The 20,658-nt window shown below is 37.8% G+C and carries 11 protein-coding genes and 1 pseudogene; 8 read left to right on the top strand and 4 right to left on the bottom strand.

The window, feature by feature from the left end; translation table 11 throughout:
- Positions 1–14 precede the first annotated feature (14 nt).
- The gene (locus H5V42_RS09795; protein ID WP_185782979.1) at positions 15–1,556 is read left to right on the top strand and encodes an acyl-CoA carboxylase subunit beta; all 1,542 of its coding nucleotides are present in this window, start codon (positions 15–17) and stop codon (positions 1,554–1,556) included.
- A 118-nt stretch (positions 1,557–1,674) separates the two neighbouring features.
- Positions 1,675–2,916: a multidrug effflux MFS transporter gene (locus H5V42_RS09800; RefSeq protein ID WP_185782980.1), complete on the top strand. Its 1,242-nt coding sequence runs from the start codon at positions 1,675–1,677 to the stop codon at positions 2,914–2,916.
- Here H5V42_RS09800 and H5V42_RS09805 read toward each other — a convergent pair whose 3' ends face one another.
- The 3 genes from H5V42_RS09805 to nagB are packed head-to-tail and all read right to left on the bottom strand — an operon-like array spanning position 2,917 to position 7,169.
- Complete coding sequence (locus H5V42_RS09805; protein ID WP_185782981.1) at positions 2,917–3,999, bottom strand: anhydro-N-acetylmuramic acid kinase; 1,083 nt, start codon at positions 3,997–3,999, stop codon at positions 2,917–2,919.
- A 13-nt stretch (positions 4,000–4,012) separates the two neighbouring features.
- The gene (locus H5V42_RS09810; protein WP_185782982.1) at positions 4,013–5,176 is read right to left on the bottom strand and encodes a glycoside hydrolase family 3 protein; all 1,164 of its coding nucleotides are present in this window, start codon (positions 5,174–5,176) and stop codon (positions 4,013–4,015) included.
- Between the two features lie 49 nt (positions 5,177–5,225).
- The gene (gene nagB, locus H5V42_RS09815; protein WP_185782983.1) at positions 5,226–7,169 is read right to left on the bottom strand and encodes a glucosamine-6-phosphate deaminase; all 1,944 of its coding nucleotides are present in this window, start codon (positions 7,167–7,169) and stop codon (positions 5,226–5,228) included.
- Between the two features lie 166 nt (positions 7,170–7,335).
- On the opposite strand from nagB, the gene H5V42_RS09820 reads away from it, so the two are divergent.
- From H5V42_RS09820 to H5V42_RS09840, 5 genes and pseudogenes are all read left to right on the top strand, one after another.
- Positions 7,336–8,085 (top strand): DeoR/GlpR family DNA-binding transcription regulator, encoded by a 750-nt coding sequence (locus H5V42_RS09820; protein ID WP_185782984.1) that lies wholly within the window; start codon positions 7,336–7,338, stop codon positions 8,083–8,085.
- Positions 8,085–8,897 carry an N-acetylmuramic acid 6-phosphate etherase gene (gene murQ, locus H5V42_RS09825; protein ID WP_185782985.1) on the top strand — a complete coding sequence of 271 codons (813 nt, stop codon included), beginning with the start codon at positions 8,085–8,087 and terminating at the stop codon, positions 8,895–8,897. Before H5V42_RS09820 ends, murQ begins: the two co-directional genes overlap by 1 nt.
- Positions 8,898–9,141: 244 nt before the next feature.
- Entirely contained in the window at positions 9,142–9,759 is a 618-nt protein-coding gene (locus H5V42_RS09830) for a hypothetical protein (RefSeq protein WP_185782986.1), read from the top strand.
- A gap of 97 nt (positions 9,760–9,856) precedes the next feature.
- A pseudogene (locus H5V42_RS09835) lies at positions 9,857–10,417 on the top strand (REP-associated tyrosine transposase).
- An 88-nt stretch (positions 10,418–10,505) separates the two neighbouring features.
- Positions 10,506–10,862 carry a DUF3592 domain-containing protein gene (locus H5V42_RS09840; protein WP_185782987.1) on the top strand — a complete coding sequence of 119 codons (357 nt, stop codon included), beginning with the start codon at positions 10,506–10,508 and terminating at the stop codon, positions 10,860–10,862.
- Positions 10,863–11,067: 205 nt separating this feature from the next.
- Here H5V42_RS09840 and H5V42_RS09845 read toward each other — a convergent pair whose 3' ends face one another.
- Positions 11,068–12,189: a PQQ-dependent sugar dehydrogenase gene (locus H5V42_RS09845; RefSeq protein ID WP_185782988.1), complete on the bottom strand. Its 1,122-nt coding sequence runs from the start codon at positions 12,187–12,189 to the stop codon at positions 11,068–11,070.
- Between the two features lie 138 nt (positions 12,190–12,327).
- Here H5V42_RS09845 and H5V42_RS09850 point away from each other — a divergent pair, with 138 nt between their 5' ends.
- Positions 12,328–20,628: a T9SS type B sorting domain-containing protein gene (locus H5V42_RS09850; protein WP_185782989.1), complete on the top strand. Its 8,301-nt coding sequence runs from the start codon at positions 12,328–12,330 to the stop codon at positions 20,626–20,628.
- The last annotated feature ends 30 nt before the right edge of the window (positions 20,629–20,658 follow it).

Consider the following 20,658-nt stretch of genomic DNA (forward strand, 5'->3'; position numbering starts at 1 on the left):
AACACTACCGTTTTATGAACGATAAAATAAAAAAACTAGAAGAACGTGTTGCCCTAGCCCATTTAGGTGGAGGCGAAAAACGTATTGAAAAGCAACACGCCAAAAAGAAATTAACCGCTCGAGAACGTATAGACTATTTGTTAGATGATGGTTCCTTTGAGGAAATGGGAGTTTTGGTAACACACCGTACAACCGATTTTGGAATGGACAAAGAAATCTATTTTGGTGATGGTGTGGTAACAGGTTATGGTACCATCAATGGCCGTTTGGTTTATGTTTTTGCACAAGACTTTACTGTCTTTGGCGGTGCACTTTCAGAAACCCATGCTGAGAAAATCTGTAAGGTGATGGATTTAGCCATGAAGGTAGGTGCACCTGTAATTGGTTTAAATGATTCTGGTGGTGCGCGTATACAAGAAGGAGTAAAATCTTTAGGGGGGTATGCCGATATTTTCTATCGTAATGTTCAGGCTAGTGGGGTGGTTCCGCAATTGTCTGCTATTATGGGGCCCTGTGCAGGTGGGGCCGTGTATTCTCCTGCAATGACAGACTTTATTGTAATGGTAGAGCAAACAAGTTATATGTTTGTTACAGGGCCAAATGTGGTTAAAACGGTAACCAACGAAAATGTTACTTCAGAAGAGTTAGGCGGTGCAGAAACCCATGCGAGCAAATCGGGCGTAGCCCATAAAACATCAGCCAATGATGCAGCTTGTTTAGAAGATATTAAATCGCTTTTATCCTATTTACCCCAAAACAATCAAGAGTTAGCACCTAGTTTACCCTATGAATTAGGTGATGAGGTAAGAGACCAATTAAAAGCTATTGTTCCAGACAATCCTAACAAACCTTATGATATGCATGAGGTAATTTCGGGCATTATAGATGAAGAGTCTTTTTATGAAATACATAAAGATTATGCTGAAAATATAATTACTGGTTTTGCTCGTTTAGGAGGACGTAGTGTTGGTATTATAGCCAACCAGCCTATGTTCTTAGCCGGAGTTCTAGATGTGAAAAGTTCCACCAAGGCAGCTCGATTTACCAGATTCTGCGATTCATTTAATATACCGCTATTGGTATTGGTTGATGTACCAGGATTTTTACCAGGAACAGACCAAGAATGGTCTGGAATTATTATGCATGGAGCTAAATTACTCTACGCACTTAGTGAAGCTACGGTACCAAGAGTAACTGTTATCACCAGAAAAGCTTATGGTGGCGCATATGATGTAATGAATTCTAAACACATTGGGGCAGATTTTAATTTTGCATGGCCTTCAGCTGAAATTGCTGTTATGGGCGCTAAGGGTGCTAGTGAAATTATTTTTAGAAAAGAAATTGCTGCAGCAGATGACCCAGAAGCCAAACTAAAAGAAAAAGAAACGGAATATGCTGACAAATTTGCTAACCCGTTTAGAGCAGCTCGCAGAGGATTTATAGATGAGGTTATTCTACCAGAGAATACTCGTAGAAAGCTATTAAAAACTTTTGCAATGCTTGAAAATAAACAAGTAGAAACCCCATTTAAAAAACACGGTAACATACCGTTATAAAAGTGTATAAATATGACAATGAAGTAGTTAGTAATAAATTACTTCATTGTCTCCCTCTTAACAAAACAATCACATTACTTTTTAGTTATAAATTTAAAAGCTGGCGTACCTTTGCCAGATGCAAAAATCAGAGCATCACAATCTAACTTCTGAGCCAAAACCAAATTTTGAGTTTATAGCATTAATGGCCAGTTTAATGTCTATTGTGGCGTTGGCTATTGATACCTTATTGCCTGCAATTCCAGATATTGGTAGAACAGTAAATAGTTTTGACCCTGCTGAGCACCAACTTTTTGTAACCATGATTTTTTTAGGTCTTGGTGTTGGTCAGTTATTTTTTGGGCCATTATCAGACCAATATGGCAGAAAACCTATGGTTTATGCCGGTTTTATTGTTTTTGCTATAGCAAGTGCTATCTGTTTAGCTGCAAGCTCTTTAGAAGTAATGGTTGTTGGTAGAGTATTGCAAGGCATTGGCCTGTCAGCGCATAGAACAATTGCTATCTCAATAATACGAGATTCTTATAAAGGCGATTATATGGCAAGAATAATGTCTTTTATTACGGCCTTTTTCATTTTAGTACCTGTAGTAGCTCCGGCTATTGGAAAGTTTATTTTAGAATTATTTAATTGGCAGACTATTTTTTATGTTCATTTAGGATTAGCCATCTTGTTATGGATATGGTTCTGGAAAAGGCAACCAGAAACCTTGCATCCTGAATATAAGATTAAGTTTTCTCTAAAAAGCTTTGTTTCGGGTACTAAAGAAATGTTGAAATATCCAGAAACTGTTGCTTTAACCTTTGTTTCTGGCTTAATCACTGGTGCATTTTTAGTGTATTTAAGTTCTGCTCAGCATATTTTTGAAGACCAATACCAAATGAGAGATGCGTTTCCATTCATATTTGCAGGATTAGCCGTAAGTATAGGTTCTTCAACGTTTACCAATGGTACCATGGTTCTGCGTTACGGAATGCGAAAATTATCGTTAACCGCAACGATAGCCTTTAGTAGTATTGCGTTAATTTACGTGATATTGTTTTGGAACTCTCCTAACCCAAGCGTAATTATATTAGTAGCTTTTCTATTTTTCCAATTTTTCTGTTTAGGCTTTATGTGGGGAAATTTTAGGTCTATTGCCATGGAACCTATTGGTCATATTGCGGGGATAGGGGCCGCAATTAATGGTTTTGTATCTACCATGATTTCTGTACCTATAGCTTCACTTATTGGCGCATTTTTAAAGAATACGGCATTGCCTCTTTTTGCAGGATTAGCTATCTGTGGTTTTTTAGCCGTAAGTATTATTGTAGTAACACGAAGATTTACACGCAAAGCGGCTGTGCTACAAAACTCCTAATTACTTTTTAGGTACAAATACAATTCCGCTACAACTATCTTTTGCTGCTCCAGTAACCGATTTTAAAACATTAATTTGGTTCAACTCTTTCAATACACCCATAAAAGCAAAAACTAGCGCTTCTTTAAATTCAATAAATTTTTGAGGTGGAATTACCACTTCTACTATACCTTTTAATTGGGCTTCTAAAGTGTTTATGAATAAGGGATTTAAAACTCCACCTCCTGTTACTAACATTCGGCTGCCCGTTAAAGGATTTTCTTTTTTAATTGCATCAGTCAACACCTTGCAATTATGGTGAATTACCGTGTATAAAGCATCTTCTATACTTTTACAGGCACTTAATAACGGAACCACTTTAGCTACAAACCATTCATAACCTGTAGATTTTGGATAGCTTTTTTTATAATAAGCCAATTCGTTTAAAGCATCAAATAATGGTTGATTGAGCTTTCCCTTTTTAGCCAATTCTGCGTTTTTATCAAAAGCCAATCCTGCTTTTTGCGCCAAATAGTTGAGCGGCATATTAGCCATACCAACATCATAAGCTAAACGTTTTCCATCCTTATCAAAAGAAATATTACTTATACCCCCAAGATTTAAACAGAAATCATATTCATGAAAAAGTAGTTTGTCTCCAATAGGTACTAAAGGAGCTCCTTGGCCACCTAGTTTTACATCTTGTGTTCTAAAATCACAAATTACTTTACAACCAGAGGCATTTGCTATTTTTTGACCATGACCTAACTGAAAAGTTATGCCCAAATGCGGTTGATGATGAGAGGTATGCCCGTGACTAGCTATAAAATCAATTGCGATATTTTTTTCAACAATGAATTGTTTTGCTTCTTCACCCAACCAATTGCCATAAGATTCGTGAAGAGTTTCATGCGCTGCATCCGAAAGATTTACGGCATTTTGTAAAAGTTTAAAAAGTTCTTTAGGGTAAACAACTGTTTTTGTTTTACGCATTTCAAACTGCCACTTATCCGCTTCTTTCCAGAAATGACAGTACGCAATGTCTAGTCCATCTAATGAGGTGCCAGACATTAATCCTATTACTTTAAATATTTTGTTTGGCATTACGTAAAGAAAGTTAAAGCTTTTCTTTTAACCGCATAATACGGTTATAACTTTCTTCTATTCGTTGTTCTGTTAGTTTACCTTCATTAACCAATTGTTCAATATATTCAACGGCATCTTTAGCCATGTTTGGATTAAAGGGCACTTCTATACAGTCAGCATCATTTTCTGGGCAAGGATAAACGTTGCCCCCGAAAACCAACATATCTACTCCGGCTATAATGGCTTTCTCAATACTAGTTTCAAAATCGTAAAAATTAGAGATAGCTTTCATATGCATATCGTCAGAGGCAATTACACCTTCAAAACCAAAATCTTCTCTGAGAACACCTTGAATAATTTTAGGTGAAATAGTTGCAGGTAAGGTGTCTAAATTTGCATTGTAGACATGAGAAGTCATAATAAATCCAGTTTTATTGATGGTTTCTTTAAAGGGAATTAGTTCTTCATTACTCCAAGTATCTGTAACATCAGCCAAGCCAAGATGTGTATCATTTTTAGAACTACCATGGCCAGGAAAATGCTTCGGTACGGTTAAAATGTTTCTTTTAGCATGTTCTTGTATAAAGATTTGAGCATGATTTATAACGGTCTCAACTTTATTTGAAAAACTTCTTTTCTTACCTCCGATAATGGGATTTTCAGTATTTACATTCAAATCTACCACAGGACCAAAGTTTACATTAAAACCCAAATCGGCAAGTTCTTGAGCCATAGTACTTGCCCAAACTCGAGTAGAATCGAGATTGTTTAGCTGTCCTATTTCTTGGTGAGATTTATGGTTTTGAAACCCGTCTGCTGCTTTTAATCTAGATACTAATCCACCTTCTTCATCTATGGCAATAAATAGGGGTACGGTATCTATTTCTTGTAATTGAATATTTAGTTGTTTTACCTGTTCTGGACTACTAATATTTCTAGGTAAAGTTTCTTTTGAAGGTAAGTCGCGATTAAATAAAACCACACCACCAATTTTATACGTATCAACCATGGTGTAAATAGATGAACCTTTTGGAGCATCTAAACCGCGAAAGCCCACCATTACCATTTGACCAATTTTTTCTCGTAACGAAACTTGGGTAGGTATAGCTTCTACTTCTTCTGCTTTTTTCGTTGATTTTTCTTTACAGCTCAGGATTACAGAAAGACAAATAGCTAGAACAGAAAAGCGGTACATAGGTATAATTTAAAAGGTTGGTTATTTAAGTGTATTAAAAGTATTTAATTTATTTAAAATGATAACGCACAAAACCTTCCATAGCCTCATATTCAGCTAAGCCTAGGTCATTATATTTTCTTGCAGTTTCTTTATTACGTTGTTCCGCTCTTTGCCAGAATTCGCGTTCATCATTTCCAGGAAACATAGCGGCATCTTTCTGCGATTGGTGTTTAAATATGGCGTTTATTTTTCTGGTCATGTCTCGTGGTCCAATAGGTACGGTCATTTCCATATCTGCAATATCCCATTCTTGCCATGCACCTCTATACATCCAAACGTAGCAATCATCAAGCCATTTTGCACCCTCTTCAACCAAGCGTTCTAAGGTTTTAAAAACAATTTGCAAGCAAACTCGGTGGGTGCCATGAGGGTCAGATAAATCTCCTGCTACAAAAATTTGATGCGGTTGCACTTTTTGTAATAAATCATAGGTAATCTGAATGTCTTCTTCAGAATGCGGTTTCTTTTTAACAGCACCCGTTTCGTAAAACGGAAGGTTTAAAAAATGCGCATTTTCTTCTTCAACACCGCAGTATCGGCAAGCCGATAGTGCTTCTCCTTTTCGGATTAGGCCTTTATAACTTTGTATCTCTAAGCTATCAATTTCTCCAGGTTTTTTTGCACTTAAGAACTGCCTTACATTTTGAAGTTTTTCTTTTAAACCTTCATTATCTTTTTGAACATCTGCAGCAAAATCTAGAAAACGAATGACTTCATCATCAAAAACCGCAATGTTACCAGAAGTTTGATAGGCTACATGTACCTGATGCCCTTGGTCTACCAACCTAAGTAAAGTGCCCCCCATTGAGATAACGTCATCATCTGGGTGCGGACTAAAAATAAGTGAACGTTTAGGGTAGGGGAAGGCACGTTCTGGTCTTCTTTCATCATCAGCATGGGGTTTACCACCAGGCCAACCCGTAATGGTGGCTTGTAACTCGTTAAAAACTTTAAGGTTGATTTGTTCTGCGGAACCAATTTCTGCCACCAAACTACCCATACCATATTCGTTATAATCTTCATTGGTAAGTTTTAAAATGGCTTTTCCTAATTTCTCAGAAAGCCAAATGGTAGACTTTTTTATAAGGCGGTCTGTCCAATCACAATCACCCACCAACCAAGGGGTTTGAATTCTAGTTAAAAATTGAGCAGAAGCATCGTCTAAAATGTAATCGCAATTCGGATGAATTTGTAAAAACGTAGCTGGTACAGATTCTCTAATTTCACCTTCAACAGCATCTTTAATAATGGGTGCTTTACCTTCACCCCAGGCCATCAAGTAGATTTTTTTAGCATTCATTATGGTACCAACCCCCATAGTTAAAGCTCTACTAGGAACATTTTCTTGACCAAAGAAATCGCTCGCCGCATCTAGTTTGGTAACACGGTCTAAGCGTATCATTCTTGTTTTACTTTGTAAAGAAGAGCCAGGTTCGTTAAACCCAATATGACCCGTTCTACCTATACCTAAAATTTGAATGTCTAAACCGCCAGCGTTTTCAATTTTTTGCTCGTATTCTTGACAATACCTTTTAACCTCACTTTCAGCAATACTCCCATCAGGAATGTGAATATTTTCTGCGGGTATATCAATATGGTCAAACAGGTGTTCATTCATAAAACGAACGTAGCTGTGAATTGACTCTGGCTGCATAGGGTAGTACTCGTCAAGATTAAAGGTGATAACGTTTTTAAAGCTTAATCCTTCATTTTTGTGCAGCTGTACTAAAAAATCGTAAACCTTAGTTGGTGTAGAACCCGTTGCTAGTCCGAGTACAGCGTTTTCACCTTTTGCTTGTCTTTCTCTAATCAATTTGGCAATCTCATGGGCAACATAGTTAGATGCAGCTTCAGAGCTATCGTGAATTAAAGTATTTACCTTTTCAAACTTTCGAACACCCTCATGGTCCGGATTGGTCTTTGGAACAATTTCTGCGATGGCTTTAGACATGATTTTGTTTGTTTTAACAAGACAAAGGTAAAAAAAGATTTCCAAAATTGCTGTTTTATGCATTTTAATATGCTGTTTTATGCGTTTAATAACATTAAATTCACCTTTAAATAGCGTAAAAACGCAATAAATAGGATTCCTTATCTTTGAAAATTAAAATCAATATATGCTTAAAGAAGAGCGGCAATTAGCTATTCTTAAAGAAGTTGAGTTACACAACCGGGTGCAGTTAACAGATTTGGCTGACAAGCTTGATGTTTCTATAGACACCGTTCGCAGAGATGTAAAAGAGCTAGATACTGACAATAAACTACGAAAAGTTCATGGTGGTGCTATTAGTCTAGGTTTTTCAAATTATAGTCCGGCTCGTAATAACATCTATAAACTGCAAGAAAAAACAGCAATAGCAGAAAAAGCTGCAAAACTCGTCAAAGAGGGTAGTGCAATTTTAATAGATGGTGGTACCACTTGTTTAGAACTGGCCCGTCTACTGCCTACTAATATAAACCTCACCTGTTTTACACTTAGTTTACCTGTGGCACAAGAACTTATGCATAAACCCAATGTAGAAGTTATATTTATTGGTGGCCGCTTATCTAAAGATGCACAGATTACCATTGGTGCTAATACTATTAATAATCTATCAGAAATTACAGTTGATTACGGATTTATTGGCACGGGCTATGTAGATGCTATTTACGGCTTAACAGAATTTGATTGGGACATTGTTCAAACAAAAAAAGCTGTCATTGAAGCTTCAAAAAGAACAATTTTACTTTGTATTTCAGAAAAACTAAATTCAAAACACCGTTATAAAACGTGTAGTTTAAATCAAATAGACACCTTGGTAACCGAGTTATCACCAGAACACGCACTTTTAACTACATTTAGAAAACAAAATATACGTTTACTCTAATGGCAGATTTTACCAAAATCACTGAACAAGCTTCTTTGCATAACCACCTAGAACAACAATCTACCCTTGCTTTATTGCAAGGTATTAATCAAGAAGATAAAAAAGTTGCAGCAGCTGTAGGCGAGGTAATTCCGCAAATAGAAAAATTAGTTGATGCTGCCGTTGAACGTTTTAAAAAAGGTGGGCGCCTGTTTTATATAGGAGCGGGAACAAGTGGGCGATTAGGAATTTTAGATGCTTCTGAAATACCCCCAACTTTTGGAATGCCATTTGACCGAGTAATAGGTATTATTGCTGGTGGTGACGGTGCTATACGCAAAGCAGTAGAGTTTGCAGAAGACAATACCTTACAAGCATGGAAAGACTTGCAAGAGCACAATATTAATGCAAATGATGTATTAGTTGGTATTGCCGCTTCTGGTACAACACCTTATGTATTAGGAGGGATACGAGAAGCGAATGAAAATGGTATTCTCACTGCCGGAATTACTAACAATCCGGGTTCACCATTAGCAACCCAAGCATCAATTGGTATTGCGGTAGATGTTGGTCCAGAATTTGTAACAGGTAGCACTCGTATGAAATCTGGAACCAGTCAGAAATTGGTGTTGAATATGATTTCTACTGCCTTAATGATTAAAATTGGTCGTGTTAAGGGGAATAAAATGGTGGATATGCAATTGACTAATACTAAACTTGTAGACCGTGGTACTCGTTATTTAGTAGAAGCACTGGATATAGATTACAAGGAAGCGGAATTAGCTTTAAAAAAATACGGTTCTGTTAGGGAAGCTATCGCGAAATTGAGGTAATCATACTGAACGAAATGCTGTTTTAGTTAAATGTACGGATTGCAAATCCGCGCTATCAGGTTAGCTTTGAAAAAATACGGTTCTGTTAGGGAAGCTATCGCGAAATTGAGGTAATCGTACTGACCGAAATGCTGTTTTAGTTAAATGCACGGATTTCAAATCCGCGCTATCAGGGTATATACCTAATTATGATTTGCCAACTTTAGAAGTGGAAAATGGAATAGTAACTGAAAATTAAAGATTAATGATTCAACAAGGAAGTAAATTACTACTCTATCTTTTTTACATTACTGTTTTTTCATGTAAAGGTGATTTACAGCTAAAAAAAGAAGATTCAAAGAAAAATCATATTGAAAATTTCAATATTGTTGATAAAGAGCAATGTGACTTTTTTCATGATTTTAATAAATTAAGGAAAAACATTCTTAAGGGAGAAGTAGAAGACTTAGAAACATACTTTAAGTTTCCTCTTGAAAATAGTGATGCTTGGCATTTGGTTTATCTAAATTCGGAAGGTGCCGAATATGATTCGAATAAAGACTTTTCGAAATATGACTTTCATGAATACTATAATAACTTTTTTCCCGAGGGTTTTAAAGAATTATTATCCTCAGTAGATATTAATAGTCTTCAAGAAATTGGTATTCAAAGTTCTAGTAAAATTTCAAAAAAGGATAGAAACGATAATTTGATTGAAACTTATTTTATGGTTTCCAATTATTCTAATTCAGATAAGCACCTAAAATTTACAGTATATATAAGTTTTTATGAGGAAGGTGAAATATACGAAACTACTCTATTATATATTTTTGATTACAATAAATGCCAACTAAAATTTGAAAAACTACTTTTAGCGGGTTAAATGTCATTTACACCCGATAGCGCGGATTTGCAATCCGTGCATTTAACACATTAAAAGCATATCATAAACGTTTTATCAAAAATGCTATCTTGTAAAGATGTCAACCAAACACAAAGCCACAACAACAGACGATTGCTATTTTATGACGATAACTGTTGTTGATTGGATAGACCTTTTTACCCGTTTACAACAGAAATATATAATTACAGATGCCCTTACCTATTGTCAAGAGAACAAAGGTCTTTAATTGTATGCATATTGTTTGATGCCTAGTCATCTACATCTTTTAGCCAAAGCAACAGATAGTTTTGTAATGTCTGATATAATTCGTGATTTTAAAAAATTCACCTCAAAACAAATAATTAAACAAATTAATGAACAGCCTGAAAGTAGAAGAGAATGGCTTTTAGAACATTTTCAAAAGGCATGCCAACATTTAAAAAGACCACAACAATATAAAGTTTGGCAAGATGGTTACCATGCAGCGATTGCGTATTCAAACAATTTTATAAAAGAAAAGATAAACTATATTCATAGCAATCCCGTTAAGGATAAAATAGTTGAAAACGCTGAGGACTATATTTTTAGTTCTGCGAGAAATTATGCCTTATTGGAAAGTGAAATTGAGGTAATCGTACTGACCGAAATGCTGTTTTAGTTAAACGCACGGATTGCAAATCCGCGCTATCAGGTCGGGGATTACCTCTGGGGTTCTTGGGGTTTCATCACAATTAAGCAATTAACTTATGACAGAAGAAAAGAAAAAAACAGTCTTTTTTATTGCCTTGGGCATTTTTATTTTAGGAGGAGTCATTTACAACTCAATGATGAAAGAAGATTTATACAAAAATAAAGCTACTGTCCAAGGTGAGATAACGGATTTCAGCTTCAGTAACAATAATTATTTGGTAGAGTATAAGTATACTGTTGATGGAAAAATATATCGAAATGCTGAATCCACCGATTATTTTAAGTGTGACGACGGCACACCAGGTTGTAAGGGTAAAAAATTTACAGTAGAGTATTCTTCTAAAAATCCCAAAAACAGTAAAATTAACCTAGGCAGGTTCAACAACAAAAAATTGATTGCCCCGAGCTTCTAAGCATACGCTTTTTTAGCGTTTGAATCACGAACCCGATAGCGCGGATTTGCAATCCGTGTATTTGCAACATTAAAAACATGCCATAAACGTTTTATTAAAAATACCCCTGCTCCGTAGTAGTTAGGCTACAGCGAAAAAACAATAACTGTAAAACTCAAAGATACCTTACGGCCCAATTCCAAGCGTGTGCTAAAGAAGGTAATTCTTACTTCGGCAATAGCTTATAAATACCTTTACCTTCTACCTCAACATAAATAAAACCATCTGGTCCTTGTTTAACGCTACGTACCCTACCAATACCATCGAGCACCTTTTCACGATAGCTAACTGTGGTTCCTTTTTCCAATTCTAGACGTTCCAAATATTGAAAAGCTAAAGAGCCCACCAGAAGATTCCCTTTCCAGCCGGGATATTTATCTGATGTTATAAACGCCATACCAGATGGGGCAATAGAAGGCACCCAATAATGTATAGGTTGTTCCATTCCAGGTCTAGACGTTTCATCGGTGATAGAAGTACCACTATAATTAATACCATAGGTAATTACAGGCCAGCCGTAATTTTTTCCTTTTTCAATAATATTTAATTCGTCTCCACCTCTGGGTCCGTGTTCGTGTTCCCATATTTCGTTAGTAAACGGGTTTATAGTTAAGCCCTGCGGATTTCGATGACCGTAACTCCATATGGCTTTTTTGGCATTAACTTCATTTATAAACGGATTATCTTTTGGTATACTACCATCGTCATGTAAACGGTAAATTTTACCGCAGTCTCTCGTAATATCTTGCGGGTTTTCATCTCTGTTTCCTCTGTCACCTACCGAAAAGTACAGATAGCCTTCTTTATCAAAAATAATACGTGACCCAAAATGCTGCCCTTTTCCGGTATTGGGGCTTGCTTTATAAAGTACTTTTTTATCGGTAAGTGCATATCCTTCTAATTTTGCCCTCACAATAGCTGTATTCGCGCCACGACCTTCACCTTCAGGCGAAGCAAAAGAGATGTAAATGAAGTTATTCTGACTAAATTTTGGATGCACGGTAACATCTAAAAGCCCGCCTTGACCTTGTACTTTAATTTCAGGTAATCCACTAACTTCTGTTTTTTTTCCATTTTTAACAAGAAATAGCTTTCCTGACTTTTCGGTAACCAAAATGGAGTTATCAGGAAGAAAATCGAACCCCCATGGATTTTGTAGTCCTGACACCACTAATTCCTCTGAAACTAGGGGTTTTACAGGCGATTTAATGTTTTTGTCAACAGATTGACCACAAGCTGTACTAAGCAGTACAACGAAAAAATAAAGATAAATCGCACAGTTTTTCATAATTTTAACGATGAAATGATACTTTTTATAGTTGAATTGAAGTTTAAAGGTAAATAGAAATTATAAGTAACAAAATTACAATCAGAAGAATATAGGGCTCCCAAATCTCCATATTTTTCAAAAAACCAGACTTAACCTATGTCCTCACGAAAAACCAGGCAGTTCGTAATTGCCTTGCTATTGGTGGTAGTAACATCAGTATTTAGTTATTCGGCGGTCGCAACAAATGTTGTTTTAGGTGTTTTTCTTGAAAATAAAGAAATCGCTAAAACACCAAAAGTCGATAAGCCCATGGAAATGGCGAGTACTGTCTCAAAAACAGCTGAGGTTGGTTTTGAAAGTGCGCCATATTTTACAACAATTTTACAAGGTGCTAATGAGGAGGCGGTGTGCCCAAATGACGGTAGTACCTTGGCTAAGTATTTTCTATGTGGAACCAGTGATGTACGAACGCTTACCCTAAACCAAACAGGTAGCTCATATGATTGGCAGAAATTAGACCCCAATACTTGTGCACCTACGGTGGTTGATGATTGCCCTACTATCAATACTACTTGTACATGGAATACAGTTGGTAGTGACCCTACTTATAATTTAGATTCGCCTGGTGAATATCGTGTAAGAGTTAATTCTGGTCAGTTTTATTATTTTAAAGTAACTCAGAATCCGTTAAATCCACAATTAGTTTATGAGGATATTATTTGTGGAAATCCGGGAAGGGTAGAAGTGACCAACGTACCAAACGGATATGAATATAGTTTAAACAGTGCTTCGGGTCCTTTTCAAGACGACCCATTTTTTGACATTACATCAGCCGGAGATTATACCGTTTATGTGCGTTTGAAAGATGTGTCTTCTACGGCTTGTCTTTTCCCATCGAACACAGTTAATATACAAGATTTAGATATAGCTGTAAGTGTTGCTAAAACTGATATTTTATGTAGCGGTGAGCAAGGAAGCGTAACCGTAAACGTAAGTGGTGTTCCAGGATTTTATACGTATCGCTTAATTAAAAACGGGGTTACGGTAGATACCTTTGGCCCTAATAATGCAGATTCGTACACATTTGCAAGCGTGGTAACGGGCACGTATTCGGTAAGAGTACAAACTAACGATTGTGATATCACCATTGATACAGATGTAAATGGCGACCCTATTGAGATTGGTAGTGGAATTAGTCCGTTAAACGTATCCACGGCTGCTAGTGATAGTTTTGGTTGTGGCGCATCATCTGTTGATGTAACTGTGAATACAACGGGTGGAACGGCGCCTTACAGATTTAGTGTTGATGGCGGGGCTTTTGGTTCTACATATACCAATAGCTCTACCTTTTCTGTAGCAAGTGCGGGCACATATGCGATAACAGTGGAAGATGCTAACGGATGTCAAAGAGATGCCTCAGTTACCGTTGAAAATATTCCACCTCCTGTTTTTAATGTTACGGCTCAAGATGCAAGTTGCGGTGGAACTAATAACGGTCAAGTTGCGGTCAATGTAACTAACGGATACGGTTACAATATTGAATTCAGTATTGATAATGGAGCATCTTATCAGGTAAGTAATATTTTTTCGGGTTTAGCACCCGGTAGTTATGATGTAATGTTGCGCTATACACAAGATTCGTTTACTTGTACAACACCTGCTCAGACAGCAACAGTAGGTACACCTTCAAATATCATTGCAACAGCTAATGCAGATGCTACCCCTAGTTGTGGTAATGAAAACGGAGGTCAAATTTCAATAGCTGGTGTATCTGGTGGTAGTGCACCTTATGAGTTTAGCATTGGAGCTGGTTTTAGCAGTACAGCTACCTTCACCAATTTGGGTATAGGAACATACACCCCTCAAATAAGAGATGCCAATGGATGTGTGCAAACACTTTCAGACATCATTTTTACTGCCTTAGATAAACCTACAAACTTATCATTTACTATTTCTAGTTTAGACTGTATAACTACAACAGCTTCGGTAACAGTTAGTGAAACTGGAGGCGTTGGACCGTATACCTATGAAATAATTTCTCCAGCCTCAGCTGCAATCAATAACGGAAACAATACGGTTTTTAGCGGTTTGGGTTTAGGTTCCTACATATTTAGAGTTACAGATGCCGCAGGCTGTTCATATGACGAAAGCTATGCTATTACAGATATTAGTTCAATACGTGTGCAAGCCCAGCAAGTAAGTCCAATTACTTGTTTTGGAGATACCAATGGAGTGGGGCGTTTTATAGTTGACAGTTTTAGTAACACCTTTAGCTATGCTATTGATGGTGGTAGTGCTGTAACAGGGCAAACTAATGGAGTAATAACAGTTAACAATTTAGCTGCTGGCAGCTATACCATTACTGTTACAGACGAAGATACCAATTGTACAGACACGTCAACTTTAATTATTGATGGACCAGCTTCTGCATTTAATCTAGATAGTTTAGATGTTGACCCCATGAATTGTCAGAATGGTAATATTGGCGCAGTTCGGGTAAATACTTCTGGGGGTTGGGGTGGCACAACTTATGAACTTATTCAACCAGATGGAACTCGAAGAGGGCCAAAAAGTGGCCGAAACTTTTCAGGGCTTTCACAATCTGGTACCTATACAGTTATTGCTACAGATTTAAACGGATGTAGCCAAACCGATACTTTTACACTTAATGCCCTAGGGGCACCAATTTTGACTGTGGACAATGCAGCGTCGGACTTTTGTTACGATGCTTTCGACGCTGCTTCCCTAGTCTTCAACACAACCGGCGGATTAGCGCCTTACGAGTATAGAATAAACAATGGGGTTTTTAGTGCAACTTCGAGTTTTTCAAATCTTACACCAGGTACTTATACTATTGATGTTGCAGACGCTAATGATTGTAGAGATTCTATAACCATAACAATTGCTCCACAAATTAATGCGGCCGCAGAGATTACTCAAGAATTAGAGTGTTCTGGGCCAGATGGTCAGATTGAAGTTACCATTTCTGATGGGTACCCTGCCGGAAGTAATTACGATTCTTATGAAGTAAGTATTAATGGCGGACCTTTTACTTCAGATAGCAATCCGATTACAGGAAATTCTTTTACCTACACCGTACCAAATGATGGTTCTATAACCACACCAACAACCTATCGTTTTATGGTTAGCGATAGTCAAGGCTGCACCAATGTTTCTAATGAAGTTAGTATAGTTCCTCAGGAAAATATCGCCGGATTTGTAACCGTAACAGATACCCAATGTGGTGATTTCAATAGCGGTATTGTGTACTTAACTCCAGATACCTCTCAAGGTGTACCGCCATTTAGTTATAGTAACGATGGTGGATTAACCTTTGGTTCACAAAATGTATTTTCTGGTTACGCACCAGGAACCTATACAGATTTTGTTATACGAGATAGTAGAGGTTGTGTGAGTATACCCTTGACTGCAACTATAGCATCAAGCAGCCCTATAGACGCTACGGTAACGCCTACTCCAGCAGTTTGTTCAACCGGAAACGTTGAAGGGGAATTAGCCGTAACTGTAAGTAACGGTTCTGCACCTTATGAATTTACACTTTTGGATATCAGTGGAAATGTGGTGTCAACTATTGGCCCCACCCCAAGTGCCACGGTGAACTTCACCAATTTGCCCCAAGGTGACTACACCGTGGTTACCACTGATGCTACGGGCTGTGAAGATAGAGATACGTTAAGATTAACTGAGGATACCGTTACTATAACCCCGTTGCCAGACCCCTTGTCTATATGTACTTCAGGTTTAACTGAAACCATCACCATAAATGGTGGTGTAGGGCCTTTTTTAATTCGTTTAGTAGGGGAGAGTGGACCAAGATACACACCAAATTCGCCTCCGAGAACACATACTTTTACAGGTTTAGATTTTGGAACAGAATATATTGTTGAGGTTGAAGATACCGGTACAGGATGTTTGTACTTAGAATATATTCCACCATACGCTGGTCCATCCGCTTTAGATGTACAAGTAACTGCTAACGATGCTACTTGTGGCGTTGCAGGTAGCGGAGAATTAAGTTATACAGTTTCAGGAGCAACAGGAGCCACTGTAGAAATAACAGTAACCAACACCGATACTGGCGCCGTTGTCTTCGGACCAAGTACTGAGTCCGCTTCTGGACCTTTTGCAGCCGTTACCGGGCTTACACCAGGTAATTATCAAGTAACTGTTAATGATACCGCAAGTGGTTGTACAGATAGTAGTTTAACAGCAATTGAAGTTAATTCACCCTCATTAGTATTGGTAGCTAATGTTCCAGCAACCTGCAATTCAGGTGCTATTGTAACGGTACGTGGTGCAGGAGGTTCACCAGCCTATGGTTTTGCCTATGTACCAAACGGTGACCCCGCACCATCTGCATTTACTTCGGAAACAACCTATACGCTTTCGGGTCCGTTTCCGAGAGATTATGATTTTTATGTTGAAGATGCCAATGGCTGTATAAGCTTTAGCACAGTAACCGTGACTGAAGAACCAGGAATGCCTACGCCAACTATTGATGTTATTAATCAATGTGTAGCAACAAGCGGTTTTCAAATTAATATTACTGCACCATTATCTACGGGTTCAGGTTTACCCGAAGAAACCTTTCAATATGATATTGGAGGCGGTTATCAAGACAGTCCAAATTTTGTAGTGCCTAACGCAGGAGTGTATAGAATAACTGTTCGTGATGGTAATGGTTGTACACTAACGGTAACTGCTAGGGTGTATGATTTCTTTGCCATATCAGCTCAAGCAAGTTCAGAGCCAACATGTAATGCTGGTGATGGTATTATTACCGTAACTACCACCGGTGGTAGTGGAAATTTTGAGTATCAGTTACGAGACGATGCTACAATGCTTCCTATTGGGCCACCTCAGAATACCAATACCTTTACCAATATTGCCCCTGGCGATTATAACATTTTAGTAACCGATTTAAATTCTAACACTTTACCGTTGTGTTCAGATGTTGCTGTGGTAAATGTTTCTACAGTTACCAATCCGGTAATCTCGGCAACTCCTTCAACAGATGTGAGCTGTTCTGGAGCAAACGATGGTTCCATTAGCGTAGAATTAGCACCTGGAACAGCTACCGATACGCCTTTAGAATATTATTTATATGATGGGTCAACCGCAACAGTCATTGCCGGACCTCAAGCATCTTCATTTTTTGATAATCTAGGTGCAAATACTTACCAGGTTGAAGTAGTATCCTACCGTGGTTGTGCCGTTCGTTCAGCAGATATTATTATCACAGAACCAACAGCTTTAGATTTAACGGTAATTAGTACAGATTTTGTTTGTAATCCGTCTAGCAATCAATTCACTACTGCAACGCTGACAGCATTTGTAGATAGTAATGGAGATGGTAGTGGAACACCAACAGGTACAGGACCTTACACCTTTAGTATGAATGACGGTACCGCGGCATTTGACGGTACCAACTTTCAAACCAGTAATCAGTTTACGGTAATAGACAATGGAACCCCTCAAACGATACTAATTACAGCAAGAGACCAAAACGGTTGTGAAAGCACATCAACAGTGAATTTGGTGCCGCCAACAGATTTGACATTTAGTTTTGCTGTGAATCCTATTAATTGCGATGCGAGCGGTTTTGGTGTAGCCCCTGGTTCAATTGATATAACCATTGACCAAGGTCCAGGTAATTATGAAGTTGAAATTCTGCCTTTGGGCTCAGAACCAGCAAGAAGTTCAGGCGGAACGGCTACTATAAATTGGCCCGTATCAACGCCTGGTGATTATATTTTTGCCGTTACCAATTTAGATTCTGGTGGTTGTACGTATTTAACTTCAATTGTAGCAATGCCAGAATATAATACTATAGCAGCTACCATAGCAGAAGTAAAACCCATTTCATGTTTTGGGGGTAATGATGGTGAGATTAGTATTGAAATCGCAAATTATTCAGGTCAATACAATTACGAAGTATTCTCAAGAGACAACAGTGGCGTAGAAACGAGCACAGGAGTGGTAGGAAGCTTTGATACCAATAACCCAATTAGTTCTCCAGAAATTATCACAGGCTTACCAGCAGGTAATATGGTAGTTCGTATTGAAGCCACAGACGCTCCGTTTTGTGATGTGTTTAGTAACGTTGCCACTATTAGAAGTCCAGATAGGCCTTTGACTTCCAATTTGGTACAAACCGCAGCAGTTACATGTAACACGCCAGGATTAGGAGAAATTACTGCAGCCGGTGACGGTGGTTGGGGTACCTATGAATATCAGCTAGTAGCACCAGATGGAGTAACCGTTTTGGTAGATTTTCCTAATACCAATCCTATCTTTTCTGATTTATCAGAAGGAACATATACTATAAATACAAGAGATATTAACGGATGTGTTTATGCTGAAACCATAACGTTATCCTTGCCAACAGCAATCTATGCTGATATTCAGGTAGTAAGCCCTTTACGTTGTAATAATGATAATGACGGGGTAATTGAAGCCTTTACTATTTCTGGTGGTCAGGGCGTAGGTAACTATTTATTCCAATTAACTAGGTTAGAAGACGGTTCTACGAGCGGATTACAAACCACACCACAATTTGGTAATTTATCAGCCGGTGATTACACCATTACAGTGTTTGATGGATGGAATTGTAGTTATACGACAGTGCCAATTACAATTCAAGACCCTGAAATTGTTGAAGCAGAATTGGTGGAATTACAACCTCCAGGATGTGGTGATATAGGTAGAATGCAACTCACCATTGCCAATCCAGAACCAGGTTTAGAATATTTTTATCGTCGTTCTGGTACAACAGATGCTTTTCAACCTTTTGGGGTAGGTAATGTAAGTGTAGAAATTACGGCAGATATTAATGTTGATGCGGGGCCATTTCAGTATGATATTCAGAATTCTAACGGTTGTCCGTTCGAACGTTCAAATCAAATATCGCTGGATGCTGCAGCACCTTTGGTAATCGATTTAGACTTAACTAATGCTACAATTAATTGTGCAGGTGAAGCAACGGGAATTATTCGTTCTGAGGCTTTTGGAGGAATTGGTAACTACAGATATACCTTGTTAAATTCTGACACACCACCTAATCCTTCAGCAACTAACGTAATTAGGGAAGAACAAGATTCTGGAATCTTTAGAAATCTTAATCCAGGAACCTATTACGTGTATGCCCGTAGTGGAGGATGCGAAGCCATCTCACCACCAATCATTATAGAGCCAAAACCACCATTAGTATTAGAGTATTTAGATGTGCAATCCCCAACTTGTTATGGTGAAACCAACGGTCAAATAGTGTTAGAAGCAAGTGGTGGAACAGGTAGAATACGGTATTCTATTTCTGATACGTTGAGTGAGTTTTTTGAAGGTGATGACGCTACTAATCCGAATAGAAAAACCTTTGATGGATTATCACCAAGACAGTATGATATTATTATTCAAGATGAATTGGGTTGTACCATTACCAGAACAGTAACCGTAGAACAGCCAGAAGAACTAGTAGCCTCAATTGCTTCGGTGACACCAGAAACCTGTTTAAATGATATGGATGGTGGATTTACCCTTAACGTAATAGGCGGAACACCACCATATTACACCAGTGTAAACTCGGTAGATGAAGCAGATTTTGTGCAAAATACAGAACTCGTTTTTGATACTATGCAGGCAGGAGAAACCTATGTTATATTTATCAGAGATGAAGCAGGTTGTGATACCAATATAACGGTAGAAATTCCGGTTGGCGTTGACCTAGTTGCAGAATCTACAGTAGCGTACGGGTGCGAGGGAATTTTTCCAAATAACACGGCCACAGTAGCGCTCACAGATGAAAGTATGTATGCCGATGTTCTATATTCTTTAGATGTAGATGATATTACAATTGCAAGTGATAAAAAGGTATTTGGTGATTTAGAACCAGGTAAACACACCGTATATGTCTATCATAAAAATGGATGTACCACATTTACAGAATTTGAAATAGATGCTTATGAACCATTAATGGTAGAGTTTGGCCAAATTGACCCAACTTCAATAACCGTAATTGCATCTGGAGGTTTTGGAGATTATGAGTATTTCTTCAATGGTGAATCGTACGGTTCTAATAATGTATTTGAGTCAATAATTACACAAGATGTAGAAGTTGAGGTTAGAGATAGCATGGGTTGTGTAGCTATGCTAATGGTACCTTTTGAATTTAACGAAATGCCCGAACTGCCCGACTTTTTTACGCCTGATGGTGATGTGTTGAACGAATTTTGGGGTGTAGAAAATGCCGAATTATTCCCCAATATTGAAGTAAAGATTTATGACCGTTACGGTCGTGTAATTGCACATTTAAGAGAGGTAGTAAAATGGGATGGTACCTATGAGGGTCTACCGTTACCAACAGGTGACTATTGGTATGTAGTAAATGCTAATGATGACAGAAATCAACGTTTTGTAGGTCATTTTACATTATATCGATAATCAGATAGTTTTAAAAAATCCATAATTAAG

Origin of the sequence: Croceivirga lutea, assembly GCF_014235875.1 — a bacterium.
GTDB lineage: Bacteria > Bacteroidota > Bacteroidia > Flavobacteriales > Flavobacteriaceae > Croceivirga > Croceivirga lutea.

What these genes read in the sequence shown, in the direction of transcription:
- H5V42_RS09805 (WP_185782981.1), bottom strand. Translation starts at nt 3,999, where the DNA reads ATGCCAAACAAAATATTTAAAGTAATAGGATTAATGTCTGGCACCTCA.
- nagB (WP_185782983.1), bottom strand. Translation starts at nt 7,169, where the DNA reads ATGTCTAAAGCCATCGCAGAAATTGTTCCAAAGACCAATCCGGACCAT.
- H5V42_RS09800 (WP_185782980.1), top strand. Translation starts at nt 1,675, where the DNA reads ATGCAAAAATCAGAGCATCACAATCTAACTTCTGAGCCAAAACCAAAT.
- H5V42_RS09850 (WP_185782989.1), top strand. Translation starts at nt 12,328, where the DNA reads ATGTCCTCACGAAAAACCAGGCAGTTCGTAATTGCCTTGCTATTGGTG.
- H5V42_RS09810 (WP_185782982.1), bottom strand. Translation starts at nt 5,176, where the DNA reads ATGTACCGCTTTTCTGTTCTAGCTATTTGTCTTTCTGTAATCCTGAGC.
- H5V42_RS09795 (WP_185782979.1), top strand. Translation starts at nt 15, where the DNA reads ATGAACGATAAAATAAAAAAACTAGAAGAACGTGTTGCCCTAGCCCAT.
- H5V42_RS09830 (WP_185782986.1), top strand. Translation starts at nt 9,142, where the DNA reads ATGATTCAACAAGGAAGTAAATTACTACTCTATCTTTTTTACATTACT.
- murQ (WP_185782985.1), top strand. Translation starts at nt 8,085, where the DNA reads ATGGCAGATTTTACCAAAATCACTGAACAAGCTTCTTTGCATAACCAC.
- H5V42_RS09820 (WP_185782984.1), top strand. Translation starts at nt 7,336, where the DNA reads ATGCTTAAAGAAGAGCGGCAATTAGCTATTCTTAAAGAAGTTGAGTTA.
- H5V42_RS09845 (WP_185782988.1), bottom strand. Translation starts at nt 12,189, where the DNA reads ATGAAAAACTGTGCGATTTATCTTTATTTTTTCGTTGTACTGCTTAGT.
- H5V42_RS09840 (WP_185782987.1), top strand. Translation starts at nt 10,506, where the DNA reads ATGACAGAAGAAAAGAAAAAAACAGTCTTTTTTATTGCCTTGGGCATT.